This window comes from Mesorhizobium sp. WSM4815 (assembly GCF_055811575.1).
The window spans coordinates 161,334-184,551 of sequence record NZ_JBVVQS010000092.1 but is presented as its reverse complement, the minus strand read 5'-3'; the positions used below and the strand labels follow the sequence as shown (position 1 = coordinate 184,551).

Below are 23,218 nucleotides of genomic sequence, written 5' to 3'. Positions count from 1 at the left end.
GGAATAAATTCCCCATGACTCCGCTTGACTCTTCGGCCGCCCTCTGGAATCTATTAGAACATAACAGGAACAATTGTGAGTGGAAGCTGACCGTCATGGCGACAAGCGCCGTGGCGCGGGAGACTGTTTTTGCCCTGCGCCGCCAGATCGCGAAGATCGAGGGAACGCTGCCCGAGCGCCTGCAGGCGCCGGCCGGCGCAGCCCCCGTTGATGCGCCCCAGGATCCAACAGCTGATGTCACGCCCAAAAATATCCCGCCCAAAAATCTGACAATTGTCCGCCGCGGCCTCGCCGTGGCGCCGCCCGATGCGTTTCTGCGCACCGGCGCCGAAGGTCTCGATACTGCGCTCGGCGGCGGCCTGCCGAAGGCGGCGCTGAGCGAGATCCATGGCGCCGCGACCCGCGATGCCGGGGCCGTCGCCGGCTTCGCCCTGTCGCTCGTCAGCCTGATCCTCAAACAGGGGCCGCGACTGCCGGTCCTGTGGATCGGCACCGCGGAAATCTTCCGCGAGGCCGGCTTCCCCTATGCCACAGGACTTCATCGCCTTTTCGGCATCGAGCCGGAGCAATTGCTGTTTTCCGAGGCGCCAAGGCTCGTCGACGCGCTGTGGACCGCCGAGGAGGCCGCCCGGATGACGGCGCTCGCCGCCGTCATCCTCGAAATCCGCGGCAGTCCGCAGCGGCTGGACCTTACCGCGACGCGGCGGCTGCACTCCCGGGCACAGAGCGCCGGCCGGCCGGTGTTCCTGCTGCGCCAGGCCGGCGAACCCGAGCCGACGGCGGCACCCGTCCGCTTTGTCCTGTCGGCGGCGCCGTCGGCACCACGCCAGACGATCGCCGGGCCGCTCGCCGGCTCGATCGGCCGTCCCGCCTTCACCGTCAGCATCGGCAAGAGCCGCACCGCCTTGCCAGGACAATTCACACTGGAGTGGAACCCCGATGAACGCAGTTTCGAGGAAAGAAGGGCCGGGGAAAGACGGCAAGAACGGGCAGCGAATCCTGTCCCTGTGGTTTCCGCATCTCGCCGCGGAAAGGATCCTGCGCCAGCGTCTGGGGCGGTCCTGGCGTTCGCGGCCGTCGGATCACCTGCCGCTGGTGATCAGCCATCGCCAGGCGAACGCGCAGCGCATCGCCGCCCTCGACGAGCGGGCTGAGGCGCTTCATCTGAAGCGCGGCATGGGCATAGCCGACGCGCGCGCCATGCATCCGTCGATCGACGTCGTGGAAGCCGATCCCGAGGCCGACCGCCGCCTGCTCGAAAGCCTCGCCGACTGGTGCGACCGCTACACCCCGCTGGTGGCGATCGACGCAGCCGATGGCCTGTTCCTCGACGTCACCGGCTGCACCCATCTTTTCGGCGGCGAACGGGCGATGCTGGACGACATCCTGTCGCGCTTTTTCCATCAGGGTTTCGATGTCCGCGCCGGCCTTGCCGCCACACCAGGTGCAGCCTGGGCGGCAGCGCGGTTTTCTGGTGACCGCATCGTCCCCGGTGGCGAGGAGGAAGCGCTTCTCGCACCCTTGCCGCTGGCGGCGCTGCGCATCGAGCCTGACATCCGCGCCAGCCTGGAAAGCGTCGGCCTGCGCACGGCAGGCGCCGTCATGGCAGCACCGCGCGCGCCGCTCGCCCGCCGCTTCGGCAGATCGCTGCTTTTGCGTCTCGACCAGGCGCTCGGCCGCCTCGACGAGGCGGTGTCGCCGCGCCTGCCGGTGGCGCCGCTTTCGGTCGAACGCCATCTCGCCGAACCGATCATGCTGACCGACGAAATAGAGCGGCTGGTGAAAATGCTGGCGACGACATTGAAGGCGGACCTCGAGCGCCGCGGCGAGGGCGCAAGAAGGCTGGCGCTGCTGCTTTTCCGCGTCGACGGCGCCGTCAGCCGCATCGCCGTCGGCACCTCGCGGCCGTTGCGCGAGCCGTTGCTGATCCAGAAATTGTTCCACGAGAGGCTTGCCGCGCTCGAACAGGATATCGATGCCGGCTATGGCTTCGATCTCGTGCGCCTCTCGGTGCTGTCGGCCGCGGCCTTCGACATGCAGCAGGCGGATCTGACCGGCGAGACGCGCGATGACGGCGCCGACATCGCCCTTTTCGCCGACCGCATCCGCGCCCGGCTCGGCGACAGCGCGGTTTTGAAACCGGTTGCCGTCGAGAGTCATCTGCCCGAGCGCGCCGTCGCCACGCATCCCTATGCGGAGGCGCCGCAAAGGGTCTCTGCGCCGAAGCAGCCGGGCAAGATGAAAGACACTAGGCCTGTCTTTCCGCCGGAACGGCCGATCCGGCTGTTCCGTTCGCCCGAACCGATCGAGGTGCCGGCCACCGAAATGCCTGAGGGACCGCCGATGAATTTCCGCTGGCGGCGGGCTCTCTACCGGGTGACGCGCGCCGAAGGGCCGGAACGCATCGCCGCGGAATGGTGGCGGGAGGCAGCGGGGCAGGAAGCGACCCGGGATTATTTCCGCATCGAGGATAGCGACGGCCGCCGTTACTGGCTTTATCGCCAGGGTCTCTACGGCGCCTCGCAGGCGGCGCCGCGCTGGTTCATGCATGGGGTCTTCGCATGAATGCGCTGGCGGTCGTTCCCTATGCCGAATTCGGCATCCAGTCGAATTTCTCGTTCCTGCGCGGCGCCTCGAAACCGGAGGAGCTGGTTGTCGCGGCAAAGTTTTTGGGCTTTTCGTCGATCGGGCTTGCCGACCGCAACACGGTGGCCGGCGTCGTGCGCGCCTGGCAACAGGCCAAGGTGGAAGGTCTTTCCTGTCATCCCGGCTGCCGCCTGGTGTTTTGCGATGGCACGCCCGACGTTCTCGCCTATCCGCAGGACCGCAAGGGCTGGGGCCATCTGTGCCGCATGCTGACGCAGGCCAATATGCGCGACGACAGCGAAAAGGGCGCACCGCTGCTCTATCGCGACGATCTTTTCGAATGGGGCGATCGCATGTCGCTGGCGATCCTGCCGGATCTGTCGGCGCCGGCGCAAGGTGACCTTGATCTGCTTAGCCGCCTCACGGATCGTTTTGGCAAGGCTTTGCGGCTTGCCGTTTCGCCGGATTATCACGGCAACGACCGCTACCGCATCGAGCAGGCGGCTGCCATGGCCGAGGCATCAGGCATTCGGCTGATGGCGACCAACGACGTTCTTTACCATACGTCCGAACGGCGCCGGTTGCAGGACGTGCTGACGGCGATCCGCCTCAACCTGCCTGTTGCCGAAGCCGGGCTGGAACTGGCGGCCAATGCCGAGCGCCATTTGAAGCCGCCAATGGAGATGGCGCGGCTGTTCCGGCGGCATCCGCAGGCACTGGCGCAAACGCAGCACTTTGCCGGCGAATTGAGCTTCTCTCTCAGTGACCTCCAATACAACTATCCCGACGAACCGACAGAATCGGGCCTCGGCCCCCAGGCCGAACTGGCAAGGCTGGCTCGGGAGGGAGCCGCGATACGCTACCCCTCGGGCGTTCCCGCCGATGTGACCAGGCGCATCCGCGAGGAGCTTGCTTTGATCGAGCGCCTGAATTACGCGCGCTATTTCCTGACTGTCTACGACATCGTCAAATTCGCCCGCAGCCAGGGCATACTCTGCCAGGGACGTGGCTCCGCGGCCAACTCGGTGGTCTGCTATTGCATCGGCATCACCGAAGTGGGGCCTGAGCGGATCGATTCGCTTTTCGAGCGCTTCATTTCCGAGGAAAGAAACGAGCCGCCCGACATCGATGTCGACTTCGAGCATGAGAGACGCGAGGAGGTCATCCAGTATATCTACTCGAAATACAGCGCCAAGCGCACCGCGCTTGCCGCGGCCGTCGTCAGCTACCGGGGCCGCTCGGCGATGCGCGAAGTGGCCAAGGCGATGGGCCTGTCGGACGATGTCAGGAGCGCGCTGTCCAGCTCGATCTGGGGCTGGTCGACCTCGGAGCTCGGCGAAAAGGAGACCAGGGCCGGCGGCCTCGATCAGACCGATCCGTCGACAAGGCAGGTGATCGAATGCGCCAACGAGATCATGGGCTTTCCCCGTCATCTGTCGCAGCATGTCGGCGGCTTCGTCATCACCAGGGACCGGCTCGACGAGATCGTGCCCATCATCAAGACGGCGATGGACGAGCGCAAGATGGTCGAGTGGGACAAGGACGATCTCGACGCGGTGAAAATCCTGAAAGTCGACGTGCTGGCGCTCGGCATGCTGACCTGCCTGCAGCGCGCCTTCACGCTGCTTGAGGATCATTATCCCGATGCGCGGGATGATTTTGGCCGGCCCTATGTGCTGGCCACCCTCCCTGCCGAGGACAAACATGTCTACGACATGATCTGCCGCGCCGACACGATCGGCGTCTTCCAGATCGAATCGCGCGCCCAGATGTCGATGCTGCCGCGGCTCAAGCCGAAAACATTCTATGACCTCGTCATCGAGGTGGCGATCGTGCGGCCCGGCCCGATCCAGGGCGACATGGTCCACCCCTATCTGCGCCGCCGGCAAGGCAAGGAAAAGCCCGAATATCCGAAGCCGGAACTGGAAGAGATACTCGGCAGGACGCTGGGCGTGCCGCTGTTCCAGGAACAGGCGATGAAGATCGCCATCGTCGCCGGCGGCTTCAGGCCAGGCGAGGCCGATGAACTGCGCCGCGCCATGGCCACCTTCAAGCGCACCGGCACGATCGGCAATTATCGCAAGCGGATGGTCGACGGCATGATTTTGCGTGGTTACGAAAAGGACTTCGCCGAGCGCTGCTTCAAGCAGATCGAGGGTTTTGGCGAATATGGCTTTCCCGAAAGCCATGCCGCCTCCTTCGCCCTGCTGGTCTATGCCTCCTGCTGGTTCAAGACCTTCTATCCCGACGTGTTCTGCGCCGCGATCCTGAATTCCCAGCCGATGGGATTTTATCAGCCGGCTCAGCTTGTCCGCGACGCGCGCGACCATGGCGTTGAAATCCGCGAGGTCGACGTCAATTTTTCCGGTTGGGATTGCGCGCTGGAAGAAGTGCCTTTCGATCCAACCCGCATTCTCGACCGCCATGCCCTGATGCGCGGCGTCATCCGGACCAATCATGCCGTCCGGCTGGGCTTTCGCCAGGTCAAAGGCCTGTCGAAGGAGCGCATGGAGGTGTTTGTCGCCAGACGCGGCGACGGCTACGCATCCGTTCGCGATGTCTGGCTGCGCTCGGGCCTCCATGTCGATGAGATCGAGAAGCTGGCGCAAGCCGACGCTTTCCGTTCGCTCGGCCTCGACCGCCGCGACGCCCTGTGGGCGGTCCGCGCGCTCGACGGCAGGAGTGCCACGGAGACCCTGCCGCTGTTCGACCGGCCGGCGATCCGCTTGCGCGATCTCGAGCCCGAGACCAGGCTGCCGACAATGCCGCTCGGCGAGCACGTCGTCCACGACTATCGTTCGCTCGGCCTGTCGCTGAAGGCGCACCCGCTTGCCTTTCTACGCCAGCGGCTGGACCGCTCCGGCGTCACCCCCAATGCGCGCCTCGGCCAGGTTCGGGACGGCAAGCGCGTTTCGGTCGCCGGCCTTGTCCTGGTGCGGCAGCGGCCGGGCAACGCCAAAGCGATTTTCCTGACGCTGGAAGACGAGCAGGCGGTCGCCAACGTCATTTTTTGGGAAAGGACCTTCAACCGCTACCGGCCCATTGTCATGGGCGCGCGGCTGGTCCGCGTCACCGGCAAACTGCAGTCGGAATCGGACGTCATCCATATCGTCGCCGACAAGGTCGAGGACCTGACACCCTGGCTGTCCGTGCTTTTTGAGGAGAAGCCCGATGTCCCTGTCGTGCAAAACGACCGGCAGGACATCGCGGGGAAGGCAGAAAGGGTCATGCCCAAGGGGCGCAATTTTCAATAGGGGATGTGTCGGCGGGACAACGAAGGATCACCACGCTTCAGGACGGCCCACCCAACCGCGGCGGCGGCAATCCGTCGTCGAAGGGGAGCGAGCGTGCCTCCGAAGGCAGCATGATCGGGATGCCGTCACGCACCGGATAGGCAAGCCGTGCGACCCTCGAGATGAGCTCGCTGCGCTCCGGATCCCAGCTAAGCGGACCCTTGGTCAGCGGGCAGGCCAGCAATTCCAGCAGTCTGGGATCGACATTGACCTTCTTTCCCTCACGCCCATCCACCATTTTTGTCTGTCCTCTCGTTCGTCCTCAGTCTTCGTGCGTTGACGCTGCCCCTCACCTGCCTGCCGGCATTCTCTCCCCGTATAGTGACGGGGAGAGGGACGCTGGCATCGATGGTTTCGCCAATCACCCGCGTTGCAGAACGTCCGCCAAGGCTGCCGACAGCCTCTTCTCCCCGTCCCTATACGGGGAGAAGTGCCCGGCAGGGCGATGAGGGGCGGCGCCGACTTCCGCAATTGGCTTAGTCCCTGCGTTCCTTTTACTTTGTCTACTGCAAGCTCGAGCCGAAATCCTCATTCTCGCGTGCCAGCGCCATTTCGGTGATGGCGATCAGGGTTTCGGCGCGTGTCTTCAGGTCGGCCGCTTCGAGCAGCGCCTGTTTCTCGGCCGGCCCGTAGGGCGCCATCATCGACAGCGCATTGACCAGCATGGCGTTTTCGGCGCGGCTAACGCTTTCCCAGTCGGCTTCAAGATCGTTGGCCTGCAAATAGGCGCGAAATGCCTTGAGCAGCGCCGGCCGGTCGATCTCGGCCTCGGCCTGATCTTCGTCGAGATCGGTGAGAAAGGGGGCAAACCGGCACTGGCGGAAGGGCGTCTTGACCACAAGCTCCTGCACGATGCGGAACCGGCACACACCTTGCAGCGAAATCAGGTAGCGGCCGTCGCCGCTCTCGGAAAGCGCGATGATACGGCCGGCGCAGCCGACATTGCAAAGCGCCGGCTCGCCGTCGGGACGCCGCGAGCCGTCGAGGCTGGGCTGTATGACACCGATCAGCCGCGATCCGGCGATCGCCTCATCGACCATCTCGAGATAGCGCGGCTCGAAAATGTTGAGCGGCATGCGGCCGCCCGGCAGCAGCAAGGCGCCTTCAAGCGGGAAGATCGGCACCGTCGGCGGCAAATCCGTATCGAGCCGGTAATGCGCGTTTCCCGCCTGCACTTCAAACCTCCGCTCGCTCCCTCAAGAAGCGCATCAAGCCCGCCCATCCCTTCGCAACCTGACCCAAAATCGTCACCAGGCCCAAAATCGTCACCAGGCGAAGAACGGATCGGTCAGGCCTCCTAATCTGGCGCAGCCGTTGTCGACCGCAAGGCCATCAGGCAAAAACAGCTTGGTGCGGGCTCAGGAAAACAGCAGCGACGACAATTTGCGCCGCGCCGCCAGCGTTGCCTCGTCGGTCATGCCCCAGGCCTCGAAGAACTGCAGCAACTGCGTCTTGGCGCCGTCGTCGTTCCACGAGCGATCGGCTTTGACGATCGCCAGCAGATTGTCGGCTGCGGCCATGCGCTCGCCGTTGGCGTTCTGGATCATGGCAAGCTCGAAACGTGCCTGATGATCCCCGGGGTTTTCGGCCAGGCGCCGCTCGAGCTCGGCCGGATTGCCAAGTGCTGCCGCCTGCGCGGCGAGCGCCATCTTGGCGCGCACGGCGGCGAGCGGCGGCGCATCCTTCTTGGCTTCCGGCGCCCGCGCCAGCACGGCTTCGGCACCCTCGGCATCGCCGGCCTCGAACAGCAGATCGCCCAGCCCGGCAATCGCCTCGATCGTCTCCGGCGCTTGTTCCAGGATCGCGTCGAAAATGTCCGCCGCGGTCTGCACATCGCCAGCGGCGCGCGCCTCCGCGGCCGCGGCAAGCGCCTCGGCCACCTGCGGCGCACCATTGCCCTTGCCGCCGACCTTCTGGATGAAGGCGGCGATCTGGCTCTCGGGAATGGCCCCCATGAAACCGTCGACCGGCTGGCCGTCCTTGAATGCGATGACTGCCGGTATCGACTGGATGCCGAGCTGTCCGGCGATCGAAGGATGGTCGTCGATGTTCATCTTGACCAGCTTGACCTTGCCGCCGGCGGCGGTGACCGCCTTTTCCAGCAGCGGCGTCAGTTGCTTGCAGGGCCCGCACCATGGCGCCCAGAAATCGACCAGCACCGGCTGACGGCGCGATTCCTGGATGACGTCGGCGGCAAATGCTGCCGTCGTCGTCTCCTTGATGACGTCGGCAGCGACAGGCGGGTCGCCAAGCGCGACTTTCTCAGGCGCGGTCTCAGTGCCGCCATACTGCACAGTGGTGGCATACTGTCCGGCATTGCTGCCAAACGGGCCGCCAAATTGATTTTTGTCGCTCATCTCGTGCCCTTTCGGTCGCCGCCCGGCCGCCAGCCCGGCGCAACATCCTTAATTCTCGCTCAGAAGTCGGTATATCGTCATCCATGTGGCGATCATGCCGTGACTTTCAAGATAACAGCATCATGCCCGGTTGCCTCGACGAATTTGACCAGATCGGCGGCGGCGATCGATGTCGTTGCCTCGTTGGTCAGCGGATGGGCGTTGATGACGGCATGGTGCATCAACTCCTGGTCGAGAACGACCTTGACCCGCAACTGCGTATCGTTGATCAAGCCGAACACGGTGACCGCCCCCGGAGCGACGCCGAGAAGCTCCATCAGCATCTCCGGCTTGCCGAAGGAAACCCGCCCGGCGGCGCCGATGATCTGGTGGATCTGCTTGAGATCGACCACCGCCTCCTCATCGACGCTGACCAGGAAGAAATTGTCCTTCCTGTCCTTGAGGAACAGGTTCTTGGTGTGCCCGCCGGCGATTTCCCCGCGCAGCGCCTGCGAATCGGCGACCGTGAACAGCGGCGGATGGCGCAGGGTCGAAACCTCGATCCCGAGATCGGCGAGAAAGGCGAAAAGCTCGGCTTCGGTTTTCGGCATGTCGTTTCTTGTCGGACCTTCTTGTTGTCGCGCGTTTGGATCATGCCGTTTACGGCCAATGACGCGGCCGAGACAAGACCGTTGCGCGGCAAGGCTGCCGATTGCGTTCCTGTCCGCGCCAGGGAAGGCTGGTTTGCGTCGCCGGGTGCGGCCCAAAAAACCTGCGATTTCCCTGTTGCAATCGCCGCGCCCTTCAGCCATATAGGCTCGGCTTGCGGCCCAAAAGCCGCGCGAGCGGGTGTAGCTCAGGGGTAGAGCACAACCTTGCCAAGGTTGGGGTCGAGCGTTCGAATCGCTTCACCCGCTCCAGTTTCCCAAGCGGGAAACAAGCATCGAAAAGCCGCGGTTCGCCGCGGCTTTTTCGCGTTTGGGCTGCACGGCACCAGCCAGCCGACGCCGAATAAAATTGCAAATCATGTGTGCGCGGCGGCGCATCGTAGCATCGAGATTCTTGGTCGGTTGGCGGGCTCCTTCATCTGTTCGGCCGATGCTGTGGGTCAAGAAAAGGCCGACATTCGAGTCCGATCCTAAGGGATCCCCTGGAACGGTCCTGCCCCTACAGACGGTCCAGAGAGCACCACCGGCCTCAGGGCCGGTGGTGCATTGTCGCGTGGGCGCCAAACCAAACCGTGACCGCCTTGGTGTTCGGCGCCCGGGTCCCAGCCATGCCCCGCGCATTGTCTATCTGGCGCCCGCGCCTCTGCGAAAATCCGACGGCGACATGCCGGCCAGCTTGCGGAACGACTTGTTGAAGGCGCTGAGCGAGCCGAAGCCGGAGTCCATGGCGACGCGCAGCACGTTGGCGTCCTGGTGCATCAGCAGCGCCTGGGCGTAGCTGAGCCGCAACAAATTGACATATTCGTTGAGCGTCATGCCGGTCGACTTCTTGAAAACGCTCATCGCGTATTTGGGATGGATGTCGGCCGCCGCCGCGATGTCGACGCAGTCGATGTCGTAGAGGAAATTCTCGGCGATGAAGTCGCACATGCGCCCGACGTTGCGCAGCGATTGCTGGTCGAAGGGGCTGCCTGCTTCCTGCTCGATCGGCGTTTCGGGCACCAGCCGGTAAGGTTCGAAGCGCACCCGCTCCAGCCGCAGCAGTAGCTCGTTGACGGCATGTTCACCTTTGCCCGCATCGCCCGAGCGGACGTAGCGGTTCCAGCGCTCGAAATTGTCGCTGTCGGACCGGTCGGTGGCATTGGTCACCAATGTCGCGCCGGTCATCAGCCGGTTGCGGACGTCGGCGGGCAGGTGCAGCCGGAAGAAGTGCACCAGCGGCAGATGCGCGCCGGCATAGACGGCGTCGTCCGACGCATCGTCCATCTGGTGCGGCAGGCCGCCCCAGAACAGGCACATGTCGCCGGCCGAAAGCGCGATCTCGTGCTCGTCCATGCGGTAGTGCACGGCGCCGCGGACGATGAAATTCACCTCGACCTGGGCATGCCAATGCGGCTTCAGCATCACCAGGGGCTGGGTGTGAAACATCTGCAGCAGCAGCGGCAGACCCTCCACGCTGCTGGCGCCGGGCTGGTAAAACGGCCTTTCCGGCATCTTACTTTCCGCCCATTCTTTATTCCCTTTATCGCGGACAAGCCTTCGCCAGCGCCTAGTCTAGCCATGCTCGCGAAGAGAGAGCAAATGAAATGGGAGGATTTCAATGCGCATCACACTGACCTGCGCCGCGTTCGCGCTTGCCTTGGGCTCAGCCCCGGCCTTTGCGCAATCCGGCGAAATCACGATCTGGAGCTGGAACGTCGCCGCTTCGTCGCTGAAGGCCACCATAGAAGGTTTTAACAAGCAGTTCCCCGACATCAAGGTCACGGTCCAGGATCTCGGCAACCAGCCGATCTATGACAAGTCGATCGCCGGCTGCGCCGCCGGCGGAGAGGGGCTGCCGGACATCGTGACGATCGAGAACGGTGAGGCCGAGAACTACTGGAGCCAGTTCCCGGACTGCTTCGTCGACCTCCATACGCTCGGCTATACCGCCGAGGACCAGGCAAAATTCCCCGATTTCAAGCGCACCGAGCTCGAAGTGGAAGACAAGGCCTATGCGATGCCGTGGGATTCCGGCCCGGTGGCGATGTACTATCGCCGCGACTTCTATGAGAAGGCCGGCGTCGACCCGACCTCGATCAAGACCTGGGACGATTTCATTGCCGCCGGCAAGAAGATCCAGGAGGCCAATCCCGGCGTGACGATGACCAACGCCGATTTCAACGGCGACTCCGAATTCTTCCGCATGATCGCCAACGAGCAGGGCTGCGCCTATTTCGCCGCCGACGGGCAGTCGATCACCGTCAACCAGCCGGGCTGCGTGGCGTCGATGACCAAGATCAAGGATATGAAGGACGCGGGCATCATCACCTCGGCCGATTGGGGCACCAAGATCACCAACAACACCGCCGACAAGGTCGCCAGCCAGATGTATGGCGGCTGGTACGAGGGCACCATACGCACCGAGTCGCCCGACGGCAGCGGCAAATGGGGCGTCTACCTGATGCCGAGCCTCACCGCCGACGGCCCGCGCGCCGCCAATCTCGGCGGTTCCTCGCTCGCCATCACCTCGGTGTCGAACAACAAGGAAGCCGCCTACGCCTACCTGAAATACTCCCTCGCGACCAACGAGGGCCAGATAGCGATGCTTAAGGGTTTTGGCCTGGTGCCGTCGCTGATCTCGGCGCTCGACGACCCCTATGTCTCCGAAGGCCAGCCCTATTGGGGCGGCCAGGCGGTGTGGAAGGACATTCTTGGCACCTTGCCGAAAGTCGTCCCCAGCCGCGGCACGCCGTTCCAGAGCGACGCGGAAATCATCGTCCGCGCAGTGCAGACCAAATATCTCGGCGGCGGCTACCCCGACGCCAAGGCGGCGCTCGACGATGCCGCAAGCCAGATCGCCTCGGCGACCGGCCTGCCGGTCGAAGAGTGAAATGGAGTTCGGGTTCGAATTCGACCCTTCCTGTGACCGTTTCGCTGCCCCTCACCTGCCTGCCGGCATCCTCTCCCCGTATAGTGACGGGGAGAGGGGCGCTGTCATCGACGGTTTCGCCAATCACCAACGTTGCAGATTGCACGCCCAGATTGCGGCCAGCCCCTTCTCCCCGTCACTATACGGGGAGAAGTGCCCGGCAGGGCGATGAGGGGCAGCGCTTATTTCGAAAATTGGTCCTCACCAGAGTTCATGAACCGCCGTTTGCAGCCGCATCATTAACCCCGCGTTCCAGCGCGAGACAGGAAGGAGAAGGAATGCGCTATCAGAACGCCACGGCGTACCGCTTCCTGGCGCCCTATTTGCTGATCTTCTCGATCTTCTGGCTGTGGCCGATCATCAACTCCTTCCTGATCTCCTTCCAGGCGACGCGCACCGTGCCGTGGCGGTTCGCGCCGACCTTCAACTGGGGCCGGCTGATCGGCGACCCGGCCTTTTTCAACGCCTTGAAGAACACGCTGCTCATCCTCGTCATCCAGGTGCCGGTGATGATCACTTTGGCGATCGTCATGGCGGTGCTGCTCAATTCGCCGCTGCTCAAGGCCCGTGGCCTGTTCCGCTTCGCCTTTTTCGCCCCGGTCGTGGTCGGCGAAGTCGCCTATTCGGCGGTGTTCCGGCTGATGTTCAATCTCGACTACGGCATCATCAACAAGCTGCTGAACAGCGTCGGCCTGCCGCGTATCGACTGGTTTTCCAACGTCACCCCGGCGATGGCGGTGATCATGATCGCGGTGACCTGGCGCTGGGCCGGCTACAACGCCATCATCCTGCTCGCCGGCCTGCAGTCCATCCCCCAGGATGTCTATGAGGCGGCGACGCTGGACCGCGTCAGCAAGCTCAAGCAGTTCTTCTACATCACCCTGCCGCTGCTCAAGCCGATCATCGTGTTCTGCGCCGTGCTGTCGATCATCGGCACCATGCAGCTGTTTACCGAACCCTTCCTGATCACCGAGCGCGGCGGGCCGGGCGGCGGCACCGAAACGCTCGGGCTGCTGCTTTACCGCCAGGGTTTCAGGTCGCTCAATTTCGGCTACGCCTCGGCCATCGCCTACACCATGGCCGGGCTGGCGATCGCCATCTCGCTGGTGCAACTGTGGCTGACGAGGGAGCCGAAATGAGCTCACGTTCCGCTTCGAGCCGTTCCTCCTCCAGCCGCTCCTCCTCCAGATTGGGACGCAGCATCGCGCTGCATCTCTTCCTGACGCCGCTGGCGCTGATCTGGCTGTTTCCGCTGTGGATGATGGTGATCTTCTCGACCATGCCCGACAGGGGCATTTTCAGCCCCAGCATCGAACTTTTGCCGCACGGCAGCTTCCTCGACAACGTCAACAACCTGCAGCGCGACACCAATTTCATCGGCGCCATCGGCATCTCGGTCTCGGTGGCGGTGACCTATACGTTCCTGTCGGTGCTGCTCACCTCGATGGCCGGCTGGGCGCTGGCGCGCTACCAGTTCTTCGGCAAGGGCGTCGTCGTCGCGATCATCCTCGGCACCATCACGCTGCCCTATGCTGTCGTGCTGATCCCGCAATTCATCATGGTGGCGCGCGACTTCAAGCTCGCCAACACCTGGGTGGCGCTGATCGTGCCGCCGCTGTTCAATTCGCTCGGCGTGCTGTTCATGCGGCAGAGCTTCTCGATGATGCCGGGCGATCTGTTCGATGCCGCTCGCGTCGAGGGGGTCAAGGAATGGCGGATCTTCCTGTTCGTAGCGCTGCCGCTGGCGCGGCCGATGCTGGCGGCGCTCGCCATCATCCTGTTCCTTGCCTCCTGGAACAATTATCTCTGGCCGCTGCTGATCAATTCCAAGCCCGGCGCGATGACGGCGCCGGTGGCGCTCGGCACGCTGATCGGCCTCACCAAAGTGTCGTGGGGCGGCATCATGGCGGGCGCCGTGATGCTCACCGTGCCGATGCTCGTCGTGTTCGTGCTCTTGCAGCGCCATTTCGTCGCCGGCATTGCCGCCGGCGCCATCAAATAGGATCAGCATGGCAGCGGTCACACTCAAAAATGTCGTCAAGCGCTTCGGCGTCTTCGAGATCGTTCACGGCGCGAACATCGACGTCGACGACGGCGAATTCGTCGTCTTCGTCGGCCCCTCCGGCTGCGGCAAGTCCACGCTGCTCAGGATGATCGCCGGGCTCGAGGACATCAGCGGCGGCGAGATCGCCATCGGCGGCAAGGTAGTGAACAATGTCGAGCCGGCCGACCGCGGCATCGCCATGGTGTTCCAGTCCTACGCGCTCTATCCGCATATGAGCGTCGAGCAGAATCTGAGCTTTGGGCTGAGGATGAACGGCAACCCGAAAGCCGACACCGAGCGGCGGGTGAAGCGGGCCTCCGAGATCCTGCGCATCGCCGAGCTGATGAAGCGGCGCCCGCGGCAATTGTCGGGCGGCCAGCGCCAGCGCGTCGCCATCGGCCGCGCCATCGTGCGCGAGCCGCAAGTGTTCCTGTTCGACGAACCGCTGAGCAATCTCGACGCCGAGCTCAGGGTGCAGATGCGGGTCGAGATCTCGCGCCTGCACAAGGAGCTCGGCGTCACCATGATCTATGTGACGCACGACCAGACCGAAGCAATGACGCTGGCCGACAGGATCGTCGTGCTCAACGCCGGCAATATCGAGCAGATCGGCGCGCCGCTCGATCTCTATGACGACCCGGCCAACCGCTTTGTCGCCGGTTTCGTCGGTTCGCCGAAGATGAATTTTTTGGCGGCACAAGTGGTCGGCAACGACGGCAATGCGACGGTCATCGAACTCGCCAACCATGGCGGCGCTCGGCTGCGGAAACCGCTGTCGGGCGCCCCGCCTGCGGTCGGCGCCGAGGTCGTGCTCGGTGTGCGGCCGGAGCATTTCTTCGAGGCCGGCGAAGGCGATTGCGACATCGCCGTCAAGGCCGATGTCGCCGAGCACCTCGGATCGGTGAGCTACGTCTATGCCAATGCCGGACCAGAGGAACTGATCATCGAGCGCGAGGCGTCGCGGCAGCGGGCGACTGGCGACCACATGGTGGTGTCGATCAAGGCTGGCCAATCGCTTCTCTTCGACAAGTCAGGTGCCCGCATTCGCTAGTGCCCAAAAGCATGCCCTCGGCGTGAACCGAGGGTGCGCAGCGGTTTGGGACAACGCCATGCACACCAAGACACGCAATTTTTCTTTCACCAACTCGCGACGCCGAGGCGACCCCAAGGAGATCCAGGAATGACGTCCGAACCACAAAAAATCCGCTGGGGCATTCTCGGGCCCGGCACCATCGCCAAGGCCTTTGCCGGCGGCGTCGCCCATTCGCGCACCGGCACATTGGTCGCCATTGGTGCGCGCAACCCCGGCAAACCAGGCCTCGCTGAAAACTTCCCTGGTGCCCGCATCCTCGACGGCTACGAGGCTTTGCTCGCCGATCCGGACGTCGATGCGGTCTACATTTCGACGCCGCACCCCAGCCACGCCGAATGGGCGATCAGGGCGGCCGAGGCCGGAAAACATGTGCTTTGCGAAAAGCCGATGGGGCTCACCGCTTTCGAGGCCGACGCGATGATCCATGCAGCGCGCAGGGCCGGCACCTTTCTCGGCGAGGCTTTCATGTACCGGCTGCATCCGCAGACGGCAAAGCTGGTCGACCTCGTCAGGTCCGGCGCAATCGGCGAGGTGCGCATGGTGAAATCGAGCTTCGGCTTCGCCATGCCTGGCTTCATGCCGGAGCACCGGCTTTATGCCAACGATCTCGCCGGCGGCGGCATTCTCGACGTCGGCGGCTACCCCGTTTCGATGGCGCGGCTGATTGCCGGGGCCGCATCGGGAAAGCTTTTCGCCGAGCCGGACAAGGTGGCGGGTGCGGCGCATCTCGGCCAGTCCGGCGTCGACGAATGGGCATCGGCGCTGCTGCATTTTCCCAACGGCATCGTCGCCGAAGTCTCCTGCGGCATCTCGCTCGCCCAGGACAATGTCCTGCGCATCCTTGGTACCAAAGGCCGCATCGAGGTCGCGGATTTCTGGTATGCGAGCGGCAGGGAAGGCGGCATCGGTGAAATCCGCATCATCCGTCCGGGTGGTGAGGAGGTGGTCGAGGTCAGGGAAGACCGCTGGCTCTACGCTTTCGAGGTCGACGCCGCCGGCGAGGCGATCCTGGCCGGAAAGCAGGAGTTTGCCTGGCCGGGCATGGGCTGGGCCGACAGTCTCGGCAATCTGCGTGTGCTCGACAAATGGCGTGCCGCCATCGGGCTCGAATACGAGATCGAAAAATCCGAAAAACGCGTCGACACCATTTCTGGCCGGCGGCTGCGCTCCGGCGGCACCATCATTGCGAAGCGTGAAATTCCGGGCCTGCCGCGGCCGGCCTCGTGCCTGGCGCTCGGCTTCGAGGATTTTCGCACCTTCTCCTCAGGCATGATCCTGCTCGATGCCTATTTCGAAGCCGGCGGCAACGTCTTCGACACCGCCTTCATCTATGGCAGCGGCTACACCGAAACGCTGCTCGGCCAATGGCTGAAGAACCGCGGCGTGCGTGAGCAAGCGGTGGTCATCGGCAAGGGCGCGCACACCCCGCTCTGCTATCCCGATGTGATCGGCAAGCAGCTCACCCAGTCGCTCGACCGGCTGCAGACCGATCATGTCGACGTCTATTTCATGCACCGCGACGATCCCGACGTGCCGGTCGACGAATTCGTCGATGCGATGGACCGGGAGGTCAGGGCTGGCCGCATCCGCGGTCCGTTCGGCGGCTCGAACTGGACGAGGGAACGCATGGACGAGGCGATTGCCTATGCCGAGCGGACCGGCAAGCAGAAGCCTGGCGCGCTTTCGAACAATTTTTCGCTGGCCGAGATGCTGGTGCCGATCTGGCCGGGTTGCGTCACCTCGTCGAGCGATGACTGGAAGGCCTGGCTGACCGCCCGGCAGATGCCCAATTTCGCCTGGTCGAGCCAGGGCCGGGGTTTCTTCACCGGCCGCGCCGGGCGTGACCAGCGTGACAATGAAGAGCTGGTCCGTGTCTGGTACTCCGAGAAAAATTTCGGCCGCCGCGACCGCGCGATCGAGCTCGCCAACCGGCTGGGCAAGAGCCCGATCCATGTCGCGCTCGCCTACGTCCTGGCCCAGCCGTTCCCGTCCGTCCCGCTGATCGGACCACGCACGCTCGACGAACTGGAGGACAGCCTGCAGGCGCTCGACATTGCGCTTTCGCCCGACGACATTGCGTGGCTGGATGGCGGATCTGATCAGCATCGACGTACGGGCTGAGGGGGGCATCGCTGCCCTTTCCTTCTCCCCTTGTGGGAGAAGGGGAGGCGCGCGTTCCGTAACTCTCCAACTTGCGGTCGAACGGCGACCACGGCTCTAGTCATCGGGATCGTTTGCACCGCGACTACAGTGTTGTTTGAATTAGCTTTTCTATTTCTTGAAAAGCTTGTTGCTTTCCTACATACTTCGCAAACCGACCGCGCAAACATGGTAGAGATCGAGCTCCACAAACGGCGGGGATGAGTCATGACCGAAGCTGAAGGCCATGCACGATTGACCTCGGACGGCGACCCGGATGGACGCGATCATGTCACGCGCATCCCCGACATCATTTCGCTGGTCAAGGACTCTTACAGTGAATTGCGCCCGGCGGAGCGGCGCGTCGCCGATGTCGTGCTCGACGATGTCAGGTTCGCGGTCGACGCCTCCAATGCCGTGCTCGCCCAGCGCGCCCAGGTCAGCGAACCGACGGTAACCCGGTTCTGCCGCGCCATCGGCTGCGAAGGGGTTCGCGATTTCAAGCTGAAGCTGGCGCAGAGCCTGGTCGTCGGCGCGCTCTATCTGAGCAAGCCGCCGCCGGTGAGCGGCGACAATGGCATGCCGTTCTGGAATGCCGTGTTCGGCGAGGCACGCCGGGCGCTGCAGGAAGCCGAACGGCAGCTTGATCCGGCGCAGCTGGTGAAGGCCGCCGAGCTCATCGCCAAGGCGCGCCAGGTCACGGTGTTCGGCCTCGGCGGCAGCTCGTCGGCGCTGGCGCAGGAAACCCAGTACCGGCTGTTCCGCTACGGCATCACCGTCGTCGCCCAATGCGACCCCTATCTGATGCGGATGACCGCCTCGACCCTGAAGCCCGGCGACCTGGTGATCGCCATTTCGGCGACCGGACGCACCCGCGAAGTGATCGAGGCCGTCGAGCTCGCCAAGCATTACCGCGCCAACGCGATTGGCGTGACCGCGCCCGACACCGAGCTTGCCCGCGCCTGCGACGTCAGGCTGACGGTGGCGGTGCCCGAATATCCCGACACGCTGAAGCCGACCGCCTCGCGCTTCGCCTTTCTGGCCGCGATCGACCTGATGGCGGTGGCGGCCGCCTACAAGCTCGACGGCTCGGCCCGCGAAACGGTCCGCCGCATCAAATACAACGCCCAGATCCACAGGACGGGCAAGGAGATGGAGCCGCTGGGAGATTGAGGCCTGGTTAAGGGGCGTTTGCGCTACCCCTCACCCCTGCCCTCTCCCCGTGAAAAACGGGGAGAGGGGGTCGCCAGCGCTGGAGCTTGTCCCTTCTCCCGTTGTTCACGGGGAGAAGGTGCCGGCAGGCGGATGAGGGGCAGCGCCGAGTTCGACAATTGACGACCCAATCCGGATTCGCCGACTCGAAGGAGAAGAAAATGCTCGACATGGCACCCTCAAAACAGGCGGCCAGCTGGCTTTCCTCTCTCTCCCGCGCCCTCGAGGCGGGCGACGCCGCGGCCGCGACCGATCTGTTCGTCGAGGATTGCTACTGGCGTGACCTGCTGACCTTCACCTGGAACATCAAGACGATGGAAGGCCGCGCGGCGATCCGCGACATGCTGGATGCCACTCTGGCGGCGACCAGGCCGACTGCCTGGCAGCTCACTGGCGAAGCAAGCTCGCACGAAGGCACGATAGAAGCCTGGTTCAGCTTCGAGACGTCATCGTCGTGGGGCCAGGGCATCATGCGCTTGGCAGACGGCAGATGCCGGACGCTGTTCACGGCGATGAGCGACCTCAAGGGTTTTGAGGAGCGCAAGGGACCGGCGCGGCCGCTGGGTGTCCGCCACCAGGCCGATCCGGACCGCGAGACCTGGGCCGAGGCGAGGGCGCGCGAGGCGCGTGATCTCGGTGCCATTGAGCAGCCCTATTGCCTGGTCATCGGCGGCGGCCAGGGCGGCATCATGCTGGGCGCACGGCTGCGGCAGCTCGGCGTGCCGGCCATCGTCATCGAGAAGAATGCGCAGGCCGGCGATTCTTGGCGCAACCGCTATCGCTCGCTCGTGCTGCACGATCCGGTCTGGTACGACCATCTGCCCTACATCCCGTTTCCGGAAAACTGGCCGGTGTTCACGCCCAAGGACAAGATGGGCGACTGGCTGGAAATGTACACGCGCGTCATGGAGCTCAATTACTGGACCTCCACCAGATGCGTCAGCGCCAGCTACGACGAAGCCGAAAAAATCTGGACGGTCGAGGTCGATCGCGCCGGCGAGCGCATCACGCTGATGCCAAAACACATCGTCTTTGCGACCGGCGCCTATGGCCCGCCGCGGCAGATCGACCTCCCGGGCGCCGCTGCGTTCCAGGGCGAGATCCTGCATTCCAGCCAGTATTTTAGCGGCGAGACATTCCGCGGCAGGCGCGTCGCGGTCATCGGCGCGGCGAGTTCGGGGCACGATGTCGCCGTCGACCTCTGGGAGAGCGGCGCTGCGGTGACCATGATCCAGCGCTCGCCGACGACGGTGGTCAAGTCAGACACGCTGATGGAAGTCGGCTTCGAGATCTTTTCGGAAAAGGCGCTGGCCCGCGGCATCACCACCGAAAAGGCCGACATGATCGTCGCCTCGACGCCGTTCGCGCTGCTGCCGCAAAGCCAGCGGGCGCTGTACGACATCATCAAGGCGCGTGACGCGGCTTTCTACGACCGCTTGCGCGGCGCCGGATTCGCCATCGATTTCGGCGACGACGAGACCGGGCTGCTGATGAAGGCCTACCGCACCGGCTCGGGCTACTATATCGACGTCGGCGCGTCCGATCTGATCATCGACGGCGCGATCGGCATCCGCAGCGCTGTCGAGATCAAGTCGCTGACGCCGACCGGAATCTTGTTCGATGACGGCAGCGAATTGGCGGCCGATGCGATCATCTCCTGCACCGGCTATCAGTCGATGAACGAAACCGTGGCGGCGATCGTCTCGCGCGACGTCGCCGACGAGGTCGGGCCGTGCTGGGGGATTGGCTCGGGCGTGAAAGGCGACCCGGGACCATGGCAAGGCGAATTGCGCAACATGTGGAAGCCGACGGCACAGGAAGCGCTGTGGTTCCACGGCGGCAATCTGGCGCTGTCGCGTTTCTATTCGAAATATGTGGCGCTGCAGATCAAGGCGCGCATGGAAGGGGTGGCGACGCCGGTCTATGGGTAGCTGAGAGAAGGAAGAGCCGCCCAGCCTTCACCCACGCCCGAAATGCCGGCTCACCACCTCGACATGCGTCTCATGCGCATGCGCTTCGTAGCGGTCGGTATCGCCAAAATCGTTAGCCGCTTCGTTCGGCCACCAGGTGCCGCCGACCACGATGCCGTCCGAGACCAGCCGCTGCTCGGCGACCAGCGACGCGCCGACCGCGTCGACAAAGGTAAAACGGCCCGGACGCAGCCGCAGCACTGCGATGTCGCCGACTGCACCGACCTTAAGCGTGCCAAGCTCGGGCCTTGCGATCGCCTCGGCCGGCCGTTGCGTCGCCGCGCGCAGCACCTCGACCAGCGGCATGCCGAGCGCCAGCAATTTCGACATGCACACCAGAATGTCGAAGGCCGGACCGTCGACGCAGTAGAGATGCACGTCGCTGCTGATCACGTCAGGCGCCAGCCCTTCGCTGAGCATCGCCCTGGCAACCGCGAAATCGAACGAGCCCATGCCGTGGCCGATGTCGAAGATGACACCGCGCTCGCGCGCCAGCCGCATGTCGGGCCGGACCGCGCCCGAGGCGAAGACCGGCGCGTTGGGAAACGGCCGGAAGCAGTGGGTGAGGATATCGCCCTTGCGCAGCCGCGGCAGCACTTCCGAGCGGCCGGGCGGCGGCTCGTCGATATGCGCCATCAGCGGCAGGCCGGCATGGTCGGCAGCCTCGAGCGCCAGATCGACCGGCGCGATGCCGCTGCTGCCGCCGGCATGGCGGCCCGAGCGTACTTTTACGCCGACGACCACGTCTGCGTGCTCACGCGCCGCCGCCACCGTCTCGCGCGGTTCGCAGAGCCGCAGATCGCTGCACTCGCCGACCGAAACGGTCTGCGAGAAGCCGAAAATGCCGGCAAAGGAAATGTTGATATAGGCCAGGATGCGGAGCTTCGAGCGCTCGATGACGTGGCGGCGAAAGCCGAGGAGGTTGCCGGCGCCAGCGCTTCCGGCGTCGATGAAGGTTGTGGTGCCGCTTTTTGCGGCGAGGCGGTCGGCGTCGACGCCAAGCGATGTGCCGCCCCAATAGACGTGGCTGTGCAGGTCGATGAGGCCGGGCGCGACGATGGACCCCGTCGCATCGATGACGCGCGCGGCGCGCTCGAAGGGAATGTCGGGATCGATCGCGGCGATGCGGCCGTTGACGATGGCCAGATCGCGTCGCGCGTCGAGGCCGGACGCCGGATCGATGAGGCGGCCGCCCTTCAGCAGGAGATCAAATTGCATCGGCGTCCTGTGTGTTCTCGTTCAAACCGGCCTGTCCGCGCAATTCTCATATAGGCCATGTCGGAAAGCAACATTTTTTCGGACTTCATGTTGCTTTATTACAGGAGCGTCGCAAGCGTGAGCGGAGCGCCAGAATTGCCGATCTCCCCCCTTGAGGGGGAGATGCCCGGCAGGGCAGAGGGGGTGCTGTCCCGCCAGCGGTTCTGGGCCGCGCCAACGCGGGCAGCACTCACCGATTAATCCGCGTCGACAGGATGATCGACGACGATGTCCGCTCGACCCCGTCCATCGCGCCAATCTCATCAAGCAGCGTGTCGAGATCCTTGATCGAGGGCGCGTCAACGATGACGATCATGTCGAAATTGCCGCTCACCGAATGCACCGTCCGCACCGGCGGCAGCGCCTGCAGGCTGCGCACCACCTTGTCGGCAAGCTTGGGCGTGACGGTGAGCAGGACATGCGCCCGCACCAGTCCCTGTTCGTAGTCGGGTGAAAGCCTGACGCCATAGCCGGTGATGATGCCGCGCTGTTCCAGCCGCTCGATCCGGCTCTGCACCGTCGTCCGCGACACGCCGAGCCGCCGCGCCAGCTCGGCCGTCGAGGCGCGCGCATTCGAGCGCAGCAGGGAGAGCAGGGCCTGTTCGGCGTTGCTAAGCACTTTCGACGAACCTCATCGGCATACTGTCCAAATTGGCACTTCGTTTTGAACAGTTCAACACTTCCTTTCGACAGGCAAGCTGCGATTCTGTCCGCTCTTTGAAAGACGAGGCGAGGGCACTGTCATGAAGAACATCATAATTGTCGGCGCCGGCAAGATCGGCTCGACCATCGCCGAGATGCTGGTTTCCACCGGCGACTATCACATAACCCTCGTCGACCGTTCGGCCGCACAGCTCGGCGCGGCCGAACTGCCTGAAACGGTCGAGACGCTGGAACTCGACATCGAAGCCGCCGGCACGCTCGAAGCGGCCCTGGCCGGCAAGTTCGCGGTGCTCAGCGCCGCGCCCTTCCACCTGACCACGCGCATCGCCGAAGCGGCGGCCAGCGCCGGAGTGCATTATCTCGACCTGACCGAGGACGTCGTCGCGACCCGGCGCGTCAGGCAATTGGCGCGTACAGCCAACAGCGCCTTCATCCCGCAATGCGGGCTGGCGCCGGGCTTCATCTCGATCGTCGCCAATGATCTCGCCAGCCGCTTCGACACGCTGGAGAGCGTGCGCATGCGGGTCGGCGCACTGCCGCAATACCCGTCGAATGCGCTGAACTACAATCTGACCTGGAGCACGGACGGCGTCATCAACGAATATTGCGAGCCTTGCGAGGCGATCGTCGAAGGCGAACTGATCGAGGTACCGCCGCTGGAGGAGCGCGAGGAATTCTCGCTCGACGGCGTCACCTACGAGGCGTTCAACACCTCGGGCGGGCTCGGCACGCTGGCCGAAACCCTGAAGGGCAAGGTGCGCACGCTGAACTATCGTACCATCCGCTACCCCGGCCACGCCGCGATCATGAAGGCGCTGCTCAACGATCTCGGCCTGCGCCACCGCCGCGACGTGCTGAAAGACATTTTTGAGAGCGCCCTGCCGGCGACGCTGCAGGACGTGGTCATCGTCTTCGTCACCGTCAGGGGGCGCCCGCCCCGCCGCCCGCGGGCGGGAACCAAAAACCAAAACAAAAAACCCAAACCCCCCCGCCCCCAACGGCGCCCCGCCCACCCAAAAACCACCCCCCCCCCCCACAGCCCGCGG

At 64.3% G+C, this 23,218-nt stretch carries 18 protein-coding genes and 1 tRNA gene; 12 read left to right on the top strand and 7 right to left on the bottom strand.

The genetic code is table 11. The annotated features are described in order from the left end of the window. Window positions 1-95: 95 nt before the first annotated feature. Genes AC0L2B_RS15045 through AC0L2B_RS15035 form a run of 3 tightly spaced genes read left to right on the top strand, consistent with a single transcriptional unit; the run spans window position 96 to window position 5,840 of the window. Entirely contained in the window at window positions 96-1,154 is a 1,059-nt protein-coding gene (locus AC0L2B_RS15045) for an ImuA family protein (RefSeq protein WP_473745895.1), read from the top strand. Beyond that, window positions 1,096-2,565 (top strand): DUF6504 family protein, encoded by a 1,470-nt coding sequence (locus AC0L2B_RS15040; RefSeq protein ID WP_473745894.1) that lies wholly within the window; start codon window positions 1,096-1,098, stop codon window positions 2,563-2,565. Before AC0L2B_RS15045 ends, AC0L2B_RS15040 begins: the two co-directional genes overlap by 59 nt. After that, window positions 2,562-5,840 (top strand): error-prone DNA polymerase, encoded by a 3,279-nt coding sequence (locus AC0L2B_RS15035; protein WP_473745893.1) that lies wholly within the window; start codon window positions 2,562-2,564, stop codon window positions 5,838-5,840. Before AC0L2B_RS15040 ends, AC0L2B_RS15035 begins: the two co-directional genes overlap by 4 nt. 37 nt (window positions 5,841-5,877) lie before the next feature. On the opposite strand, the gene AC0L2B_RS15030 is transcribed toward AC0L2B_RS15035, so the two are convergent. From AC0L2B_RS15030 to AC0L2B_RS15015, 4 genes are all read right to left on the bottom strand, one after another. Then, window positions 5,878-6,117: a Trm112 family protein gene (locus AC0L2B_RS15030; RefSeq protein WP_473745892.1), complete on the bottom strand. Its 240-nt coding sequence runs from the start codon at window positions 6,115-6,117 to the stop codon at window positions 5,878-5,880. A 265-nt stretch (window positions 6,118-6,382) separates the two neighbouring features. Continuing rightward, window positions 6,383-7,054: an LON peptidase substrate-binding domain-containing protein gene (locus AC0L2B_RS15025; protein WP_091592106.1), complete on the bottom strand. Its 672-nt coding sequence runs from the start codon at window positions 7,052-7,054 to the stop codon at window positions 6,383-6,385. Window positions 7,055-7,237: 183 nt separating this feature from the next. Next, window positions 7,238-8,236: a thioredoxin gene (gene trxA, locus AC0L2B_RS15020; RefSeq protein WP_473745891.1), complete on the bottom strand. Its 999-nt coding sequence runs from the start codon at window positions 8,234-8,236 to the stop codon at window positions 7,238-7,240. Window positions 8,237-8,328: 92 nt separating this feature from the next. Then, window positions 8,329-8,826: a prolyl-tRNA synthetase associated domain-containing protein gene (locus tag AC0L2B_RS15015; protein ID WP_473745889.1), complete on the bottom strand. Its 498-nt coding sequence runs from the start codon at window positions 8,824-8,826 to the stop codon at window positions 8,329-8,331. A 234-nt stretch (window positions 8,827-9,060) separates the two neighbouring features. Here AC0L2B_RS15015 and AC0L2B_RS15010 point away from each other — a divergent pair. Beyond that, window positions 9,061-9,135, top strand: a tRNA-Gly gene (locus AC0L2B_RS15010). Between the two features lie 372 nt (window positions 9,136-9,507). Here the strand turns inward: AC0L2B_RS15010 and AC0L2B_RS15005 are convergent. Beyond that, on the bottom strand, window positions 9,508-10,377 hold the full coding sequence (locus AC0L2B_RS15005) for a helix-turn-helix domain-containing protein (RefSeq protein ID WP_473745888.1): 870 nt from the start codon (window positions 10,375-10,377) through the stop codon (window positions 9,508-9,510). 106 nt (window positions 10,378-10,483) lie between these two features. Between AC0L2B_RS15005 and AC0L2B_RS15000 the strand changes: the two genes are divergently transcribed. From AC0L2B_RS15000 to AC0L2B_RS14970, 7 genes are all read left to right on the top strand, one after another. Continuing rightward, the gene (locus tag AC0L2B_RS15000) at window positions 10,484-11,755 is read left to right on the top strand and encodes an ABC transporter substrate-binding protein (RefSeq protein WP_473745887.1); all 1,272 of its coding nucleotides are present in this window, start codon (window positions 10,484-10,486) and stop codon (window positions 11,753-11,755) included. A gap of 317 nt (window positions 11,756-12,072) precedes the next feature. Then, the gene (locus AC0L2B_RS14995; RefSeq protein ID WP_023802709.1) at window positions 12,073-12,933 is read left to right on the top strand and encodes a carbohydrate ABC transporter permease; all 861 of its coding nucleotides are present in this window, start codon (window positions 12,073-12,075) and stop codon (window positions 12,931-12,933) included. Then, a complete protein-coding gene (locus AC0L2B_RS14990) occupies window positions 12,930-13,796 on the top strand; it encodes a carbohydrate ABC transporter permease (protein ID WP_023802708.1) in 867 nt (288 codons plus the stop codon). Before AC0L2B_RS14995 ends, AC0L2B_RS14990 begins: the two co-directional genes overlap by 4 nt. A 7-nt stretch (window positions 13,797-13,803) precedes the next feature. Next, entirely contained in the window at window positions 13,804-14,889 is a 1,086-nt protein-coding gene (locus tag AC0L2B_RS14985; RefSeq protein ID WP_473745886.1) for an ABC transporter ATP-binding protein, read from the top strand. Window positions 14,890-15,018: 129 nt separating this feature from the next. Then, entirely contained in the window at window positions 15,019-17,052 is a 2,034-nt protein-coding gene (locus AC0L2B_RS14980; protein WP_473745885.1) for an aldo/keto reductase, read from the top strand. Window positions 17,053-17,298: 246 nt separating this feature from the next. Next, the gene (locus AC0L2B_RS14975) at window positions 17,299-18,243 is read left to right on the top strand and encodes a MurR/RpiR family transcriptional regulator (RefSeq protein ID WP_473745884.1); all 945 of its coding nucleotides are present in this window, start codon (window positions 17,299-17,301) and stop codon (window positions 18,241-18,243) included. Between the two features lie 200 nt (window positions 18,244-18,443). After that, window positions 18,444-20,213 carry a flavin-containing monooxygenase gene (locus AC0L2B_RS14970; RefSeq protein WP_473745883.1) on the top strand — a complete coding sequence of 590 codons (1,770 nt, stop codon included), beginning with the start codon at window positions 18,444-18,446 and terminating at the stop codon, window positions 20,211-20,213. 27 nt (window positions 20,214-20,240) lie between these two features. On the opposite strand, the gene AC0L2B_RS14965 is transcribed toward AC0L2B_RS14970, so the two are convergent. After that, on the bottom strand, window positions 20,241-21,470 hold the full coding sequence (locus AC0L2B_RS14965) for an amidohydrolase/deacetylase family metallohydrolase (RefSeq protein WP_473745882.1): 1,230 nt from the start codon (window positions 21,468-21,470) through the stop codon (window positions 20,241-20,243). Window positions 21,471-21,699: 229 nt separating this feature from the next. Then, window positions 21,700-22,128, bottom strand: a complete 429-nt coding sequence (locus AC0L2B_RS14960) for an Lrp/AsnC family transcriptional regulator (RefSeq protein ID WP_473745881.1) — start codon at window positions 22,126-22,128, stop codon at window positions 21,700-21,702. Window positions 22,129-22,252: 124 nt separating this feature from the next. On the opposite strand from AC0L2B_RS14960, the gene AC0L2B_RS14955 reads away from it, so the two are divergent. After that, window positions 22,253-23,218 (top strand): saccharopine dehydrogenase family protein (locus tag AC0L2B_RS14955; protein WP_473745880.1); only part of this gene is annotated, 966 nt, incomplete at its 3' end.